This window comes from Shewanella sp. 492, assembly GCF_059338445.1.
Map to the genome: position 1 here is coordinate 667,746 of NZ_CM181702.1, position 17,360 is coordinate 685,105.

15 protein-coding genes are annotated in these 17,360 nt (G+C 46.3%); all 15 read left to right on the plus strand.

The features are described 5' to 3' along the window. Positions 1 to 17: 17 nt before the first annotated feature. Positions 18 to 1,316 carry a ribosome rescue GTPase HflX gene (hflX, locus tag AC5YBX_RS03005; protein WP_494520046.1) on the plus strand — a complete coding sequence of 433 codons (1,299 nt, stop codon included), beginning with the start codon at positions 18 to 20 and terminating at the stop codon, positions 1,314 to 1,316. Between the two features lie 41 nt (positions 1,317 to 1,357). Next, positions 1,358 to 2,500 carry an FtsH protease activity modulator HflK gene (gene hflK / locus AC5YBX_RS03010; RefSeq protein WP_494520045.1) on the plus strand — a complete coding sequence of 381 codons (1,143 nt, stop codon included), beginning with the start codon at positions 1,358 to 1,360 and terminating at the stop codon, positions 2,498 to 2,500. Between the two features lie 2 nt (positions 2,501 to 2,502). Then, positions 2,503 to 3,381 (plus strand): protease modulator HflC, encoded by an 879-nt coding sequence (gene hflC / locus AC5YBX_RS03015; RefSeq protein WP_494520044.1) that lies wholly within the window; start codon positions 2,503 to 2,505, stop codon positions 3,379 to 3,381. Positions 3,382 to 3,705: 324 nt separating this feature from the next. Continuing rightward, positions 3,706 to 4,296: a ubiquinol-cytochrome c reductase iron-sulfur subunit gene (petA, locus tag AC5YBX_RS03020; protein ID WP_475515859.1), complete on the plus strand. Its 591-nt coding sequence runs from the start codon at positions 3,706 to 3,708 to the stop codon at positions 4,294 to 4,296. After that, positions 4,296 to 5,510 carry a cytochrome b gene (locus tag AC5YBX_RS03025; RefSeq protein WP_475515860.1) on the plus strand — a complete coding sequence of 405 codons (1,215 nt, stop codon included), beginning with the start codon at positions 4,296 to 4,298 and terminating at the stop codon, positions 5,508 to 5,510. The genes petA and AC5YBX_RS03025 overlap by 1 nt, the downstream gene beginning before the upstream one ends. Next, complete coding sequence (locus AC5YBX_RS03030) at positions 5,510 to 6,211, plus strand: cytochrome c1 (RefSeq protein ID WP_475515861.1); 702 nt, start codon at positions 5,510 to 5,512, stop codon at positions 6,209 to 6,211. Before AC5YBX_RS03025 ends, AC5YBX_RS03030 begins: the two co-directional genes overlap by 1 nt. A 106-nt stretch (positions 6,212 to 6,317) precedes the next feature. Beyond that, positions 6,318 to 6,947, plus strand: a complete 630-nt coding sequence (gene sspA, locus AC5YBX_RS03035; RefSeq protein ID WP_475515862.1) for a stringent starvation protein SspA — start codon at positions 6,318 to 6,320, stop codon at positions 6,945 to 6,947. A 2-nt stretch (positions 6,948 to 6,949) separates the two neighbouring features. Beyond that, positions 6,950 to 7,405 (plus strand): ClpXP protease specificity-enhancing factor, encoded by a 456-nt coding sequence (locus AC5YBX_RS03040; RefSeq protein WP_475515863.1) that lies wholly within the window; start codon positions 6,950 to 6,952, stop codon positions 7,403 to 7,405. 177 nt (positions 7,406 to 7,582) lie between these two features. Continuing rightward, on the plus strand, positions 7,583 to 8,158 hold the full coding sequence (locus tag AC5YBX_RS03045) for an anthranilate synthase component II (protein ID WP_475515864.1): 576 nt from the start codon (positions 7,583 to 7,585) through the stop codon (positions 8,156 to 8,158). A 169-nt stretch (positions 8,159 to 8,327) separates the two neighbouring features. Beyond that, complete coding sequence (locus tag AC5YBX_RS03050; protein ID WP_494521665.1) at positions 8,328 to 10,802, plus strand: S9 family peptidase; 2,475 nt, start codon at positions 8,328 to 8,330, stop codon at positions 10,800 to 10,802. 209 nt (positions 10,803 to 11,011) lie between these two features. Then, positions 11,012 to 12,157, plus strand: a complete 1,146-nt coding sequence (locus AC5YBX_RS03055; protein WP_494520043.1) for an HDOD domain-containing protein — start codon at positions 11,012 to 11,014, stop codon at positions 12,155 to 12,157. A gap of 408 nt (positions 12,158 to 12,565) precedes the next feature. Beyond that, the gene (locus tag AC5YBX_RS03060) at positions 12,566 to 13,783 is read left to right on the plus strand and encodes an aspartate aminotransferase family protein (protein WP_494524343.1); all 1,218 of its coding nucleotides are present in this window, start codon (positions 12,566 to 12,568) and stop codon (positions 13,781 to 13,783) included. A gap of 134 nt (positions 13,784 to 13,917) precedes the next feature. Further along, on the plus strand, positions 13,918 to 14,937 hold the full coding sequence (astA, locus tag AC5YBX_RS03065; RefSeq protein ID WP_494524344.1) for an arginine N-succinyltransferase: 1,020 nt from the start codon (positions 13,918 to 13,920) through the stop codon (positions 14,935 to 14,937). Positions 14,938 to 14,946: 9 nt separating this feature from the next. Further along, entirely contained in the window at positions 14,947 to 16,407 is a 1,461-nt protein-coding gene (gene astD / locus AC5YBX_RS03070; RefSeq protein WP_494524345.1) for a succinylglutamate-semialdehyde dehydrogenase, read from the plus strand. Positions 16,408 to 16,511: 104 nt separating this feature from the next. Then, positions 16,512 to 17,306 (plus strand): DUF1338 domain-containing protein, encoded by a 795-nt coding sequence (locus AC5YBX_RS03075; RefSeq protein WP_494524346.1) that lies wholly within the window; start codon positions 16,512 to 16,514, stop codon positions 17,304 to 17,306. Positions 17,307 to 17,360: the final 54 nt, after the last annotated feature.

Genomic DNA, 17,360 nt, shown 5'->3' on the forward strand with positions numbered 1-17,360 from the left:
CCTGAGGAGTTTACTTTTTGTTTGATCGCTATGAAGCGGGAGACGCAGCCGTTCTTGTTCACATCGACTTTGCCGATGAAAGCAGTAGAGAAGATATTACTGAACTTCGTTTGTTAGTTGAGTCCGCAGGAGCCAAAACCGTAGGTGTTATAACGGGAAGTCGTCGCTCTCCAGATCGTAAGTTTTTTGTTGGTTCAGGGAAAGCGGAAGAATTAGCAGCGTTAGTTGCTGCCACTGACGCGAGTGTGGTTATTTTTAATCATCCATTGAGCCCAGCCCAAGAGCGAAATCTTGAGCAGGTGTGTCAGTGCCGTGTATTAGACCGTACAACACTCATCCTCGATATTTTTGCGCAGCGTGCGCGTACGTACGAAGGTAAGTTACAGGTGGAGCTAGCGCAATTGCGCCACATGTCAACGCGCCTCATACGTGGTTGGACCCACCTTGAGAGACAAAAAGGCGGGATTGGCTTACGTGGCCCTGGTGAAACACAGCTTGAAACCGACAGACGTTTGTTGCGTGGACGTATTAAAACAATCAACAAGCGTTTGGAAAAAGTCGACAAGCAGCGAGAGCAGAGTCGACGAGCTCGTCAGCGCAGTGAATTAGCTACCGTATCCTTAGTTGGTTACACTAACGCTGGCAAATCAACATTATTTAATGCACTTACCGTGTCAGATGTTTATGCGGCAGACCAATTGTTTGCTACGCTCGATCCGACCTTAAGAAAGCTAGAGTTACAAGACGGTCCGGTTATTTTAGCCGATACCGTTGGTTTTATTCGGCATCTTCCGCATGATCTTGTCGCTGCTTTCAAAGCGACATTACAAGAAACGCGTGAAGCCGATCTGTTATTACACATAGTCGATTGTTCTGATGACAATATGGGTGATAACTTTGAGCAAGTGCAGTTGGTGCTCAAAGAGATAGGTGCTGATGATATTCCACAATTGGTTGTCTGTAACAAGATAGACCTGTTGGAAGATGTGGGTCCCAAGATCGATTACGATAGTGAAGGGGTTCCTACGCGGGTGTGGGTTTCGGCTCAACAACGCAAAGGCTTGGAATTGCTCGAGGAGGCGATCAACAAAATTGTAGGTCGTGCCGTTTTAGAGCTTACCTTGCAAATACCAGCGACGGCTGGGCATTATCTTGGTCAGTTTTATCGACTGGATGTGATACAGCAGAAAGAGTATGACGATCTGGGGAACTGTATCTTGTCTGTACGTTTATTAGAAGCCGATTGGCATCGATTAACAAAGCAGAGCCAAGGGGAATTGGAAACCTTTATTGTTGAAACAGCAGCAGTAGAGTAGTTTTTAGTAATCTCGTTTATTTCATACCTATGGAGTGCTAAATGGCTTGGAACGAGCCCGGTAACAAGGGTCAAGATCCTTGGGGAAATAAAAATAGCAATGACAAAGGGCCACCAGATCTAGACGAAGTGTTTAAGAATATTTCTAAACGCTTTGGCGGCAAAGGTAATGGCTCTGGCGGTGGATTCAGTACATTAGGATTCGTTATTGTTTTAGGTATCGCCGTGGTGGTGTGGGGACTCTCGGGTTTCTATACCGTTAAAGAAGCTGAAAAAGGGGTTGCGTTACGCTTTGGCCAATATATCGGTCAAGTGGAACCTGGCTTACAGTGGAAAGCGACCTTCATCGATGAAGTGTTTCCGGTAAACGTGAGTAATGTTCGCTCGATCCCTGCATCGGGAAGCATGCTGACAGCTGATGAAAATGTGGTGTTGGTTGAGCTAGATGTGCAATACATTGTAGTCGATGCTTATCGCTATTTGTTCAGCGCTGTCGATGCGAATTCAAGTTTACGTGAAGCTACTGATAGTGCTTTGCGCTATGTGGTCGGTCACAACCGTATGGATGACATTTTGACCACCGGACGTGATCAGATTCGCCGCGATACTTGGGATGAAGTGAACCGTATTATCGAACCGTATAATTTAGGTATCGAAATTCGCGACGTTAACTTTTTGCCTGCACGCCCACCTGAAGAGGTGAAAGATGCCTTTGATGATGCTATTGCAGCGCAAGAGGATGAGCAACGCTTTATCCGTGAAGCTGAGGCGTATTCGCGTGAGATTGAGCCTAAAGCTCGTGGTACCGTACAACGTATGGAACAACAAGCTAACGCATATAAGGAACGTGAAATTCTAGAGGCTCGCGGTAAAGTCGCTCGCTTTGAGAAATTACTTCCAGAGTATCAAGCTTCTCCAGAAGTGACGCGTAATCGTCTTTATATCGATGCGATGTCAAAGGTTTATTCGGGTGCTAACAAAGTATTGGTCGATGCGAAAAGCAGCGGCAATATGATGTATTTGCCTTTGGATAAATTGATGGACCAAAACAAAGCATCTAAGCAACCTCAAGCGGCAGCGCAAGGTTCATCGAATCAGTCTGCTAACAGCGTGGTGGATAATTTAAGTATGCCACTTGACGGGCGTCCTTCTCGTAGCGACCGTACTCGCCAGGGGAGAAACTAATCATGGGTAGATTATCTGTCATTATTATCGCAATCTTGATTGCGACCGGTTTATCTTCACTGCTGGTTGTTAATGAAGGTGAGCGGGCAATTGTATCGCGATTTGGTAAAATTCTTAAAGATGATGGTGTGACAAGGATTTATACGCCGGGTTTACACGTTAAGCTGCCATTGATTGATAAGATTAAGTTTTTAGACTCACGCATCCAGACTATGGACGGCGCAGCAGACCGCTTTGTGACTTCAGAGAAAAAAGACTTAATGGTCGATTCGTATGTCAAGTGGCGTATTTTCGATCATGAGAAATACTATCTTGCTACAAACGGTGGTAACAAGGTTCAGGCAGAATCTTTGTTGCAACGCAAGATTAATAACGATCTTCGTACCGAGTTTGGTCGTCGTACTATCAAAGACATCGTCTCAGGTAGCCGTGATGAGTTACAACAAGATGCATTGAGAAATGCATCTGAAAGTGCTGAAGACTTGGGTATCGAAGTGGTTGATGTGCGTGTCAAGCAGATTAACTTACCCGCTAATGTGAGTTCGAGTATTTATCAGCGTATGCGTGCAGAACGTACCGCGGTAGCGAAAGAGCATCGCGCACAAGGTAAGGAGCAATCTGAGATCATTCGAGCTAAGACCGATGCGAGTGTAGAGATTCAAATTGCTGAAGCTGAGCGTAAAGCCTTATCCGTACGAGGTGAGGGTGACGCTATTGCAGCAAAAATCTATGCAGATGCTTATAACAAAGATCCTGAGTTTTATTCTTTCTTACGTAGTTTGGAAGCATATAAAGCCAGTTTCTCAAACGGTTCAAACGTGATGGTATTAGAGCCAGACAGTGACTTCTTCAAATACATGAAGCGTTCTGACGGCAAATAAGCCATAAAAATAAAAAAGCCCGACGAGTTCGGGCTTTTTTGTACTTATTAAATTCAAACAACTAATTTAGCTTAAGTTGTTAATCTATCGTTAATCAATTTGCTGCTTCATTTTCGCATAATATGTGCTATTTCCCTTGCTATTGCCCCTATAGATTGATTGTTTTGCAAACAGAGTTAACTTTGTTCGCTGTTTTACTATGATCTGCTTCTAATTTTTGGCTATAATGAGCCCCGCCTCAAATTTGATTTTTGTGCTTTGGGGTAAAACCCCAATATCAAATTTTTTAAAACAAAAATTCCAACACTCTCTGGAGATAAGTGGATGAGCAATGCGCCAGTCGATACCGGACGTCGCAGATTCCTGACCGCAGCAACCGCCGTAGTAGGTGGTGCTGGTGCCGTCGCTGTAGCGGTTCCTTTTATAAAGTCATGGAATCCGAGTGCCAAAGCGAAAGCTGCAGGTGCACCGGTTGAAGTAAACATTAGTAAGTTAGAGCCGGGTCAGTTGATCCGTGTTGAATGGCGTGGAAAACCTGTATGGGTTGTCCGTCGCACCGAAGAGATCTTACAAGGTCTTGCTACTCACGATGAGAAATTACGTGATCCTGGTTCGAGTGAAGAACAGCAACCTGCCTATGCGCAAAATGCGGTTCGTTCAATTAAGCCTGAGTACTTTATCGCTGTAGGTCTTTGTACTCACTTAGGTTGTTCGCCTACGTATCTACCGGATACTTTTGGTGAGCAAGTCGAAGGTGTGGCCTCTGGTTTCTTCTGTCCATGTCATGGTTCAAAGTTTGATATGGCAGGCCGTGTATTCCAAGGCGTTCCAGCACCCTTAAACCTTGTTGTTCCACCTCATCAATACATTGATGACGGCAACGTAATTATCGGTGTCGATCAGGGAGCTGCGTAATGGTAAAGAATATTATTGATTGGATTGATGCAAGAATCCCCATGACGGCCACCTATAACCGTCATGTTGGACAATATGCAACACCAACAAACTTTAACTTTTGGTACTTCTTTGGCTCGCTAGCCATGCTAGTGTTAGTCAACCAGTTACTGACTGGTATTTGGCTAACCATGAACTATGTACCTACCGCTGAGGGTGCGTTCGCCTCTATTGAATACATCATGCGTGATGTTGAATATGGTTGGTTACTGCGTTATATGCACTCCACTGGTGCCTCTGCATTCTTTGTCGTTATCTATCTGCACATGTTCCGTGGTCTTATCTACGGCTCATATCAAAAGCCTAGAGAGCTTCTCTGGTTGTTTGGTATGCTAATTTTCCTTGTGTTGATGGCCGAAGCCTTTATGGGTTACCTACTACCTTGGGGACAGATGTCTTACTGGGGAGCTCAGGTAATTATCTCGCTATTTGGCGCGATCCCTGTGATTGGTGATGACCTAACGCTTTGGATCCGTGGTGACTTTGTTGTTTCAGGTGCAACACTAAACCGTTTCTTCGCACTGCATGTGATTGCACTCCCATTGGTGCTAGTCGTATTGGTATTCTTGCACTTAATTGCGCTACACGAAGTGGGTTCAAACAACCCTGACGGTATCGAAATTAAGAAGAATAAAGATGAAAATGGTTGGCCAAAAGATGGCATTCCATTCCACCCTTACTACACAGTAAAAGATATTATGGGCGTCGCAGGCTTCCTAATTGTTTTCTGTTATGTATTGTTCTTTATGCCTGAAGGCGGTGGATACTTCCTAGAGAAGCCAAACTTCGAAGCAGCTAACCCGATGAAGACACCTGAGCATATTGCGCCAGTTTGGTACTTCACGCCTTTCTACGCGATTTTGCGTGCGATTCCTGACAAGCTGTTAGGGGTTGTGGGTATGGGCTTAGCGATTGCTGTGTTGTTTGTTTTACCTTGGCTAGATCGTTGTAAAGTTAAGTCGGTGCGCTACCGTAGCATGATCCACAAGCTTAACATTGGTCAGTTCGCTGTATCGTTTGTTGTCTTAGGATACTTGGGTGCGGTTCCAGCCACGCCAGCGCTAACCATTGCGGCTCGTATCTTTACTCTGACTTACTTCGGTTTCTTCTTAGCGCTTTGGATTTACAGCAAGAATGAGAAGACCAAGCCTGTACCAGAGAGGTTGACTCACTAATGAAAAAATTATTGATTGCATTAATTACATTGGTGCCATCACTTGCCTTCGCTGCAGGTGGTTCAAATGTACATTTAGAAAGTGCCAACATCGACCTAAAGGATACTGAGTCACTGCAACGTGGTTTAGATAAATTTCAGCACTATTGTGCTGGTTGTCATAGCACTCAGTATCAGCGTTATAACCGTGTTGCCGAAGATTTAGATATCTCATTAGACGATATGCGTAATAAGTATATGGTCGTTGAAGGAGCTAAAGTTGGCGATTTGATGGAAAACTCGATTCCTGAAGTTGACGCGGCAAAATGGTTTGGTGCAGCGCCGCCTGATTTGACTCTGGTAGCTCGCGTGCGTGGTGAAGATTGGATCTACACTTACCTTAAGAGCTTCTATCATGATGAGAGTCGCCCATTTGGCGTGAACAATACCGTCTTCCCATCAGTGGCCATGCCTCATGTGATGCAAGAACTGCAAGGCCTATCGGTTAAGCAAGAAGATGGTAGCTTTGTGACAACTGGCGGTAAGCTTACTGCAGAAGAGTACGACCAAGTAGTGCGTGACATCACGGGATTCCTTGTTTATTCAGGCGATCCGGTCAAACTTGAGCGTGAAAGCTTAGGTTGGTGGGTGATGGGCTTCCTGTTCATTTTCTTTATCGTGGCTTATCTGTTAAAGAAAGAATACTGGAAAGATGTACACTAACCCCTAATAAAGGTTAGAATGTATTATCCGCATATTCCAAACGGGGGGCTTTGCCCCTCGTTTGTTTTTGCTTTTTTAGCTTTCGACTTAATTTTGGAGGGTATCAATGGCTGTTGCTGCCAATAAACGCTCAATCATGACCCTGTTTTCAGGCGCTGACGATCTCTATAGCCACCAAGTACGTATCGTATTGGCGGAAAAGGGCGTTACCGTTGATGTTCTACAGGTTGACCCTAATGAGATGCCTGAAGATCTTATTGAGCTAAATCCATACAATACAGTTCCGACATTAGTTGATCGTGAGCTAGTACTTTATAACTCGCGTATTATTATGGAATATTTGGACGAGCGTTTTCCTCATCCGCCACTAATGCCTGTTTATCCTGTATCTCGTGGTCAGACTCGTTTGATGATGCACCGTATAGAAAACGATTGGTACACCTTAGTAGATCGTATTCGTAAGGGGGATCGTGCCGACGAGGCGCGTAAACAGTTGCAAGAGAGCTTAACCTCAATTTCGCCAATCTTTAATGAAATGCCTTATTTTATGGCGGAAGAGTTTGGTCTGGCTGATTGTTATTTAGGTCCGCTATTATGGCGCCTGCCTGTACTGGGTATCGAGTTAGATAGCCGCACAGCCAAAGAAGTTAAAGCCTATATGACGCGTCTATTCGATCGTGAGTCATTCAAAGCATCATTAACAGAGTCTGAGCGCGAAATGCGCATGGGTATCTAAAAATGAAACCGATGACACCTAATCGTCCGTACTTGCTGCAAGCATATTATGATTGGTTGATGGACAATGAGCTAACGCCACATGTAGTGGTTGATGCTTATGTTCCAGGCACTCAAGTGCCTCAGCAATATGTTAAAGATGGACAGATTGTGCTGAATATTACCGCCAGTGCGGTGGGTAATTTACAGATCGGTCACGATGCTATCGAATTTAGCGCTCGTTTTGGTGGTGTGCCTCAGCAAGTTGTTTTACCTATGGCATCCATCGTGGCTATTTATGCACGAGAGAATGGTGCGGGGACGGTATTCGACCAAGAAGAAGCCTATCAGATTGAACTTGAGCCAGAAGAGACAGGCCTATCGGTAGTCGAGCAGAAACCTGCGCCAGCGACGTCTTCAACACCTGAGGGTGATGAAGCTAAGCCTAAGCGCCGTGGTCATCTAACGGTCGTTAAGTAGCAATACGTTTAACTGCATATTACAAAAAACCAGCCAAATGGCTGGTTTTTTATTGCCTACTCTTTGTCGAGTTGGGCATTGAGCTCATGGGGTTTGCTAGTGGATGAATAGTTAACTTCTCTGTGTTAGCATCTGCGCCACAAGAACAACCTCACGACCTTAGGCTAGTAGCAGTATATGCTCTTAATGATCGACAATTACGATTCATTTACGTATAACTTAGTGCAGTATTTTCAGCAGCTCGGGCAGGAAATCATAGTTAAACGCAATGATGAGATCACCCTAGCACAAATTGAACAGTTATCGCCTCGCTTACTGGTTATCTCGCCGGGGCCTTGCTCACCTAATGAGGCGGGGATTTCATTGGCTGCTATTAGCCATTTTGCTGGTAAATTGCCGATATTGGGTGTCTGCTTAGGTCACCAAGCCATTGCTCAGGTGTTTGGGGCGAGTGTGGTGCGCGCCAAACGCGTGATGCACGGCAAAACCAGTCGTATTACCCATAGTGATAAAAGGTTGTTTGCAGGGCTAAATCAACCGTTAACTGTGACTCGGTATCACTCACTGTTAGTCGACAGTGTACCGAAAGATTTTGTACTCGATGCTTGGTTTGACGATCCGCTTCACGGACGCGAGATCATGGCGATGAGCCATTGCTCTCTACCTATCTATGGCGTTCAGTTTCATCCAGAGTCGATTTTGACAGAGCAAGGGTTGGAGTTACTAAAGCGCTTTATCGATATGGCGGCTTAACTTAGGTATAGGTGCATATTTTACAGCTTACCTGCATTTTCTTTTTCAAACTGTTACAACATTTTTACTTGTCCTTCCGCGTTTTTAGTCCATTTTGTGATATAAAAGGCAGCAAAATAACTGCCATGCAGCGACAGCTGTTTATGCAAAATAATAAGAAGGAAGGATGATGATGGGTGCTTTTCGTGGTTTTAGCCTCAGCCTATTAACGCTCGCCATGTTGGGTGGCTGTGCTACCTCATTGCAAGAAAATTCAGCAGAGACGACAACCTCTGCGCCAGTCAACTTGGCTGCACCGCCAAGTATTGGCCACCCCCTCACACTCAAGCAAATAATGGCCAATCCTGATTGGATGGGGATTTTTGCCAAGGGCGAATATTGGAGTGATGACAGTCAATCGATTTATTTTGCCAGACAGGCCCATGGCGCACCGATTAAGACCTATTATCAGCAGCGTCTAACTGAGCCCAGTGCTAATGAGTTAGCATTAGAACAATTACATGCCGCGTCACAGCAACACGGGGTTTTGGACAACGCTAAAACACGTAAAGCCTACCTTTACCAAGGCAATTTGTTTGTTAAAAACCTGTTGTCAGGCCAAGTGACTCAGTTGACGCGTCAAAATATCGCTATCGATGGGGTGCGGTTCCTAAACAGTGGCGATATCGCTTATTGGCAAGGCGATGATATCTTTAAGATCCATCAAGACTCTGGTTTGCTGGAGCAGATGGCTAATATCAAGATGGCTATAGAGCCCAAAGGGGTAGAGGAGCCATCAAGCTACATTGCCAAGCAACAACACAGATTGATTGAGTATGTGGCCTTGCAGCAAGAAAATGCTATCGCAAAGCAAACCTATCAAACTCAGCTGGCCAAGAGCGATCCAACCTTATCGGCCAAAACCTGGTATTTAGGTGATAAAGAGGTAGTGACCCAGTTAAGCCTGTCGCCAACGGGACGCTATGTTTTATTGTCGCTGCGTGACAAGGATTATAGCTGGCGTGCCGAGCATGACATCATGCCTAATTACCTAGGTAAGGATGGCTATGTTGATGCTGTTCCTGCGCGAGCACGGGTTGCAGAAGACAAGCATCCAGGCGAGCGTTTAGTGTTATTAGATCTGCAAACCCGAGATAAAAAAGAGATCACTATCGAGGGATTAACTGGTTTTGATGACGATGTCTTAGCCAAGGTTAAAGCTGAAAATGCGCAAGCTAAGGGCGAGCGTTACCAGAGCCAAACCTCCCCGCGTAAGGTGCAATTAATGCAAGATTGGGGTTGGTCTCAAAGCGCCATTCAATGGCAAGCTACGCAGGATAAGGTCGCAGTAATGCTGGAAGCGATTGATAATAAAGATCGCTGGCTTGCCACACTCGATATCAACCAAGGGCGTTTAGTTACCCAGCACAGATTGCACGATGATGCTTGGGTAAACTACAACTTTAATCAGTTTGGTTGGTTACCCAATAGCGATAGCCTTTATTATCTGTCTGAAGAGACTGGTTACTCTCATCTCTATGTAAAAGCAAAGGGGAAGGAGGCTACGCCACTGACTCAGGGGAAATATGTTGTTAGCGATATCATCCTTGGCCCTAAAGCGGAGTTTATCTACTACAAGGCCAATAAACAGCACCCTGGGATCGATAATGTTTATCGGGTTGAGATAGCCTCGGGGAAAGAGCAGCAGTTAACCCAGTGGAATGGTCAGCTCGATTACCAACTTAGTCCTGACGGCACTAAATTGCTGCTTAATGCATCTCGTCGTACTCAGCCAGCAGAGCTGTTTGTACAGGCCATTGATGGTGAGTTAACTCAGCTAACCCATTATACCAGTGATGCCTTTAAGCAATATCCGTGGCAAGCGCCCGAAGTGGTTGCTGTGCCGTCAACCCATGGCGCCGATGATGTTTATGCGCGAGTGTATTTACCTCAAGGGTATGATAGCGCCAAGGCGGATAAGTATCCGGCGGTGATCTTCAATCATGGCGCAGGTTATCTGCAAAATGCCCATTATGGCTTCTCGGGTTATTTTCGAGAGTTTATGTTTCATAACTTACTGACTCAAAATGGTTATGTTGTGATGGACATGGATTATCGTGGGTCCAAAGGTTACGGTCGTGATTGGCGCACCGCGGTTTATCGAAATATGGGGCACCCGGAGGTTGAAGATTTAAAAGATGGCGTTAGCTGGATGACAAGTAACGTCAATGTTGACGCTGAGCGCGTCGGCACCTACGGGGGATCTTATGGTGGGTTCCTCACCTTTATGGCGTTATTTACCGAGCCTGAACTATTTCAAGCAGGAGCAGCTCTGCGCCCTGTGAGCGACTGGGCACATTACAATGCGCCTTATACCTCTAATATTCTTAATACACCAGATGTGGATGCTATCGCCTATGATCGCAGCTCACCGATAGAGCACGCCCAAGGGCTTAACAAGCCATTATTGATCATGAGCGGCGTACTCGATGATAACGTCTTCTTCCAAGATAGTGTACGTTTAGTACAACGTCTCATTGAACTGGAGAAGCCAATGTTTGAAACGGCTATCTATCCGGTAGAGCCCCATGGTTTTCGTCAACCATCGAGTTGGTTAGATGAGTATCGTCGAATCTTTAAGCTGTTCGAACAAGAGCTTAAATAAAGTAATAACACAAGGCTTCCTATCGGAAGCCTTTTTTATATCGCAAAATAAATAAGTTAGCTTAAGGGGATACTGTTTTGCCATTCCCATTCAGGTTCTTAGTCACGAAAATGTCTGTTTTATGGTGTTACAGCAAGCTGTCTGGCTGGGGATTTAGTGTAATATAGCGCAATTAAGCGTTAATCTTGGCCTGTCATAAAGGGGTTTAGGTGGGAAAATCTGTTTCAGGTGGTGTGCGTCCGGGCATCATTGTCGATATTGAACATCGGCTGTTAAAGCAACTGATTGTGGGAAAACAAACAGCGACAACATCGATGTTTGATGAACTCGATCGTGAGCTCGAGGGCGATGCCAATAAGCTGGCTATCGAACGTGATGCGATATTTGAGCGTTTATCTAAGCAAATTCAAGCCAGACAAGTGTTTGAGACTGTATCGGCACAGCTCATTAGCACGGTTAATTCCACTTTAGATAACCAATTAGCCTCACCCGAGCAATTGCTGCCACAATCGGGGCTCAATGAGAGTCAGATGTTGATGCTGGAGGTGCTACATCAACAAAATCTGGATATCAATCGTTTAAGGCTGATCATGAACGATCTGCCTTGGCTGTGCCGTGACCTAAGCAATATCGTTAACAGTCCTTCTTTTAGGCAAAAAAGGCAGCAGCGCTCCGATGTGAAAGTGACCGACTTGAAATTAGTGCTTAATTTTATTGGTATTGAAAATCTGCGCCAAGTGATCCCCTATTTTTGTCTACGAAATTGGCTGCCCGCCGCCAATGCCAACTTGCTGTGGACCACGCGTAAATTATGGCGCTATTCGATGCTCACCGGCATCGCGGCTAAAGCTTTGGCTAAGCTTAATGAGCAAGACGTGGCCTTTGCTTATAGTTGCAGCTTGTTATACCAGTTAGGCACTTCAGTGGTGCTTAAAAATGGTGCAAAAGTGTTTGAAACTGTCTGGGGTAATTGGCTCAGAGAGGCCAGTGCTAGTCGAGATAAAGAGCTGTATGATGCTGTATTAGCAACTGAATTTCCAGCCAATAACATTTATCAGCAGGCATTGCAGCACGCCCATAAACTTAACTGGCAACTACCGAGCTTGCTTGATTTTACCGCGAGCCCCTTGACTCAGGTACAAATTGAACTCGATACCCATTTAGCTTACAGCGAGTTATCGACCTATGCCGCCTTAGTCGCGCGCGCGAGCTGCTTTGCTAAGGTGATGATGTTAGAAGAGATGCGCTTAATCACCCCAAAAGAAAAGTGCTTAATGTTTGATTATTATGAATTATCAGAGCAAGAACTGCTCAGGCTCAAGGGGCAAAATTACCGTAAGTTAGATCTCTTATAAGCTCACTCAACCCTCTTTGATCAGCCAAGGCTGTCGTCGATAGTCTTGGTGGTTGTAAATGAATGCAGATGTAATCAATTTCCTCGTTACGCCATCGTTAATAAATGTGTATATATTCATTATTACTGCATTGTTAATGGTTTTGCAGTCAACTAAGTTTTTTTGTGACTAAATATGCTGTAAACCCCGCCTTTAAACGCTTGTATAAGTCATAAAGCCAAATCTTTATGCATTAATCGTGCACCTGTTCAAGGTGTATAGTGTTGGAAACTAGTATTTTGTTCACATTTTCGTTATTAATGTCATCTAAGATAACTCAATAACCGTCGTCGTTGCAGGTCATTGTCACGACTAAAGGCGGGTACGAATGGTTTTTAAAGCCATCGACAACAAAGAAAGGATAGAGGAATGAGCGTTAACAACAAGCTAACCCGAGCCCAGTTTGATGAAGTTATGGTGCCTAATTATGCACCTTCTGCCGTGATCCCAGTGCGTGGTGAGGGAAGCAGAGTATGGGATCAGGATGGCAATGAGTTTATCGACTTTGCCGGTGGCATCGCGGTAAATTGCTTAGGTCACTGTCATCCAGCATTGGTTGCGGCGTTAAAAGAGCAAGGCGAAAAGCTTTGGCATCTTTCGAATGTGATGACTAACGAACCTGCCTTGGCGTTGGCGACTAAATTGGTCGATGCCACTTTTGCTGAAAAAGTCTATTTTGCTAACTCTGGCGCCGAAGCAAACGAAGCGGCGCTTAAATTGGCTCGCCGTTATGCGCTAGATAAATTTGGCGCTGGTAAAGAGCAAATTATTGCGTTCGATAAAGCCTTCCATGGCCGAACTTTCTTTACTGTGACGGTTGGCGGCCAAGCGGCATATTCTGATGGATTTGGTCCTAAACCTCAGGGCGTGACGCATTTACCGTTTAATGATATTGCCGCGCTTGAAGCGGAAGTATCAGATAAAACCTGTGCGATTATGCTTGAGCCTTTGCAAGGTGAAGGCGGGATTATCGACGCCTCACCTGAGTTTTTGGCTGCGGTACGTGCATTAGCCGATAAGCATAACGCCTTAGTTATTTTCGATGAAGTGCAAACCGGTGTAGGGCGCTTAGGTGCGCTGTATGCTTACATGTTGACCGACGTGGTGCCAGATATCCTCACCACGGCCAAAGCCTTGGGTGGCGGCTTTCCGATTGCGGCAATGCTGACGACCACTGAGATTGCCGAGCACCTTAAAATCGGCACACATGGCTCAACTTACGGTGGTAATCCATTGGCGTGTGCCATAGGTAATGCGGTGTTGGATGTGGTCAATACACCTGAAGTGCTTGATGGGGTTAAACGCCGCGAGCAGTTGCTGCGTGATGGCCTAAACAAGATCAATGACAAGTATCAAGTCTTCGCTGAGATTCGTGGTAAAGGCTTGTTGATGGGCGCGGTATTGAATGAGCAGTATCAAGGTCGTGCTAAAGACTTCTTAGTTGCGGGTATCTCGCAAGGGCTGATGAGCCTGATTGCCGGTGCCAATGTGATCCGCTTTACTCCTTCTCTTGTGATCCCTGAGGCAGATATTGCCGAAGGTCTGGTGCGTTTCGAGCGCGCGGTAGCTCAAGTGGCTGCAGACTAAGAGGCGAAAAAGCGCGGAGGCTCCATTATCGCGCTTTTTTGTTAGCATAATTTCTTGGCTCTCAAGTGCATTTGCGGCGCATACGTGCCGTGCTGCCTGTACTTGAGCGCCTTGATAAGTGAGGAGGCTCAAAGATGTTAATTATCCGCCCCATCCGCTCGAGCGATTTTGCTGCGCTGTACCACATAGCAGAAGAATCAGGCCATGGATTTACGTCTTTACCCGTCAATGAGGAGCTGCTGCGCAATAAGATTGCCCGCTCAGAAGCCTCATTTGTCAAAACTATCGACAAGCCATTTGATGAAGGTTATCTGATGGTGCTCGAAGACACCGACACCCAAGAGGTGGTGGGTACCTGCGGTTTAGAAGCCGCTGTAGGCATGGTCGATGCGTTTTATCATTATCGTTTAGGCACCGAAGTGTACCACTCGGAGCAAATTGACGTGCGCAATGAGGTTGAGACCTTAACCTTATGCCACGATTACACAGGCTCAGCCGAGCTTTGTACTCTGTTTTTAGGCGACAAATACCGTAAAAATAATAATGGCCGCATGTTGTCACGCAGCCGTTTTCTATTTTTAGCCCAACATAGCGAGCGCTTTGGTGAGACTGTCATCGCCGAGATGCGTGGCGAGAGTGACGCCGAGGGGAATTCCCCTTTTTACACTTGGTTGCAGCAACACTTTTTAGGTATCGACTTTGTGCAGGCCGATTATCTGTCAGGCCTAGGGCAAAAAGCCTTTATGGCAGAGATGATGCCTAAAAACACTGTGTATGTGTGTATGTTGCCAGAAGCCGCGCAAAAGGTGATTGGCGAAGTGCATACTAATACGCGTCCGGCGCTAAATCTGCTGCAAGCTGAAGGCTTTCGTTGCCGCGGGTATGTGGATATTTTTGATGGCGGCCCCACGGTCGAATGCAATATTAATGATATTCGTTCGGTCAGAGAAAGCCGTTTATTGACGGTCAAGGTCGGAGATATGCCGGCCTCTGACAGTAGTTTTATCCTCTCAAATACTTTGTTAGCCGATTATCGCGCCACATCAGCCAAGCTGGTTGTCAGCGATGAGACCGATGAAGTGATTCTCTCTCCTGAGCTCGCGGCCGCATTAATGGTTGCCACAGGCGATCCCATCCGTGTCTTAGCAATGTAGGAATAACCAATGACTCAATTTATTAACGGCCAGTGGGTTGCCGGTCTTGGTCACGATGTGACCTCAACTAACCCAGCAAATAATGACATTATCTGGCGCAGCAAAACGGCGACAGCAGAGCAGGTTAATCAAGCCGTTGCAGCGGCGCGCGCGGCACAGTTTGACTGGTTTATGCTTGGCTTTGATGCACGTTTGGCGATTATTGAAGCTTACCGCGCCGAACTTGAGGCGCACAAAGATGACATCGCCGAAACCATTGCCCAAGAAACCGGTAAACCTCAGTGGGAAACCGCTACCGAAGCGGGGGCCATGATAGGCAAAATCGGCTTATCCGTTGCCGCTTACCATAAACGCACGGGCAGCAGCGAGAATGAAACTCCAGCTGGACGCGCTGTATTGCGTCACAAGCCCCATGGGGTAGTGGCGGTGTTTGGCCCCTATAATTTCCCTGGACACCTGCCTAATGGGCATATAGTGCCTGCACTATTGGCGGGTAATACTGTGGTATTTAAGCCGTCGGAGTTAACGCCTAAAACCGCTGAGCTGATGCTCAAACTGTGGCAACAAGCGGGTTTACCAGCTGGAGTGATTAACCTAGTGCAAGGCGAGGTCGACACAGGTAAAGCCTTGGCATCACATCCGCAAATTGATGGCTTATTCTTTACTGGTAGTTCGCGCACAGGTCATCTTTTGCATCAGCAATATGCAGGGCATCCGGGTAAGATTTTGGCATTAGAGATGGGCGGCAATAATCCACTTATCATCAAAGATGTCAAAGACACTAAGGCCGCGGTGCACGATATTATCCAGTCGGCTTACATCTCTTCTGGGCAGCGTTGTACCTGTGCTCGTCGACTCTACATAGAGCAAGGCGATGCCGGTGATGAGTTACTCAATCAACTCGTGCAAGCGGTCAAACAGATCAAGGTCGGTGCATGGAATGCTCAGCCTCAACCCTTTATGGGCTCAATGATCTCAGAGACTGCCGCCAAAGGCATGGTGGCGGCGCAGCGTAATCTACTTAACTTAGGTGCTACCGCGCTGGTGGAGTTAACTCATCTAGAGGAAGGTACCGGGCTGGTTTCTCCTGGGCTTATTGATGTTACTCAGGTGATTGAATTACCAGATGAAGAATATTTCGGCCCGCTACTGCAAGTGGTGCGTTATAGCGATTTTGAGCAAGCGATTACGTTAGCGAATGCTACCCGTTATGGTTTGTCTGCTGGGCTACTTGCCGACAGCCGTGACGATTATGAGTATTTCTTAGCGCGTATTCGCGCTGGCATCGTTAATTGGAATAAACAGATCACAGGGGCGTCGGGCGCGGCGCCATTTGGTGGTGTCGGCGCATCGGGCAACCACAGAGCCAGCGCATTTTATGCGGCCGATTACTGTGCCTATCCTGTTGCCTCGGTAGAAGCCGATGTGGTGAGCTTACCTGCGACACTCAGCCCAGGTTTAACGGTATAGCGCTCAATAGATGGGGGATCTTATTCCCCCATGTTTATAGACTAGCTGCACGTTTATTGGCGACATAATTAACGGACAATAGATGCCGTTTAAGGATGAAATTGATGCACACAGATGTAAACCAGCTTTTTGCGTCCCTGTGGGATGATTATGTTGAAATGACCCCTTCTGCCGCAAAAGTACACCAACTCTTGGGTAAGGGTGAGCCGATCATTAACGATCATATTGCCCTGCGTACCTTTAATCTCGACAAGGTTAATTTAAGTGTGTTAGCCAACCATTTTGAGTCTTTGGGGTATGTCGCGTGTGGCGACTACTATTTCGAAGCCAAGAAACTTAAAGCAAAACACTTTGAGCACCCTGATGCGACTCAGCCTAAGGTGTTTATCTCTGAGCTATTGGTGGAAGAGTTTAGCCCGCAGTTGCAAGCCATAGTGAAAGACTTGGTCGACCAAGTCGATGTTGCTGCCACCACGGCGGATAACTTCCTCTATTCTGGGTGTCACTGGACGCTGGATATTGCCACCTATGAAGCCTTACTCGCTGAAAGTGAATATGCCGCGTGGGTTGCCGCCATCGGTTACCGAGCTAATCATTTTACGGTATCGATTAACCATTTAGCGGGGGTCGAAACCCTAGCTGAGGTTAATGAGATCCTAAAAGATAACGGTTTTGTGCTTAACTGTGTGGGCGGTGAGATTAAAGGCTCGCCAGAGGTGTTACTTGAGCAATCATCGACCATGGCCGATAAAATAGCGGTGAGCTTTAGCGATGGGCAGAAGACGATCCCTAGCTGTTTTTATGAGTTTGCCCTGCGTTACCCTAAAGCCGACGGTGAGCTTTACACCGGCTTTGTGGCGGCCTCTGCGGACAAGATTTTTGAAAGCACCAATAGTTAACTGCCTACTAGTGTAGCGAGCGAGTATCAGCTTGCCTCAACGCACTAAAAAGCC

Bases quoted from the DNA above. Each gene is read 5' to 3' on its own strand.
- AC5YBX_RS03040 (WP_475515863.1), top strand. From the start codon at position 6,950: ATGAAACCGATGACACCTAATCGTCCGTACTTGCTGCAAGCATATTAT.
- AC5YBX_RS03030 (WP_475515861.1), top strand. From the start codon at position 5,510: ATGAAAAAATTATTGATTGCATTAATTACATTGGTGCCATCACTTGCC.
- AC5YBX_RS03075 (WP_494524346.1), top strand. From the start codon at position 16,512: ATGCACACAGATGTAAACCAGCTTTTTGCGTCCCTGTGGGATGATTAT.
- sspA (WP_475515862.1), top strand. From the start codon at position 6,318: ATGGCTGTTGCTGCCAATAAACGCTCAATCATGACCCTGTTTTCAGGC.
- astD (WP_494524345.1), top strand. From the start codon at position 14,947: ATGACTCAATTTATTAACGGCCAGTGGGTTGCCGGTCTTGGTCACGAT.
- AC5YBX_RS03025 (WP_475515860.1), top strand. From the start codon at position 4,296: ATGGTAAAGAATATTATTGATTGGATTGATGCAAGAATCCCCATGACG.
- AC5YBX_RS03045 (WP_475515864.1), top strand. From the start codon at position 7,583: ATGCTCTTAATGATCGACAATTACGATTCATTTACGTATAACTTAGTG.
- hflC (WP_494520044.1), top strand. From the start codon at position 2,503: ATGGGTAGATTATCTGTCATTATTATCGCAATCTTGATTGCGACCGGT.
- AC5YBX_RS03060 (WP_494524343.1), top strand. From the start codon at position 12,566: ATGAGCGTTAACAACAAGCTAACCCGAGCCCAGTTTGATGAAGTTATG.
- AC5YBX_RS03050 (WP_494521665.1), top strand. From the start codon at position 8,328: ATGATGGGTGCTTTTCGTGGTTTTAGCCTCAGCCTATTAACGCTCGCC.
- hflK (WP_494520045.1), top strand. From the start codon at position 1,358: ATGGCTTGGAACGAGCCCGGTAACAAGGGTCAAGATCCTTGGGGAAAT.
- petA (WP_475515859.1), top strand. From the start codon at position 3,706: ATGAGCAATGCGCCAGTCGATACCGGACGTCGCAGATTCCTGACCGCA.
- astA (WP_494524344.1), top strand. From the start codon at position 13,918: ATGTTAATTATCCGCCCCATCCGCTCGAGCGATTTTGCTGCGCTGTAC.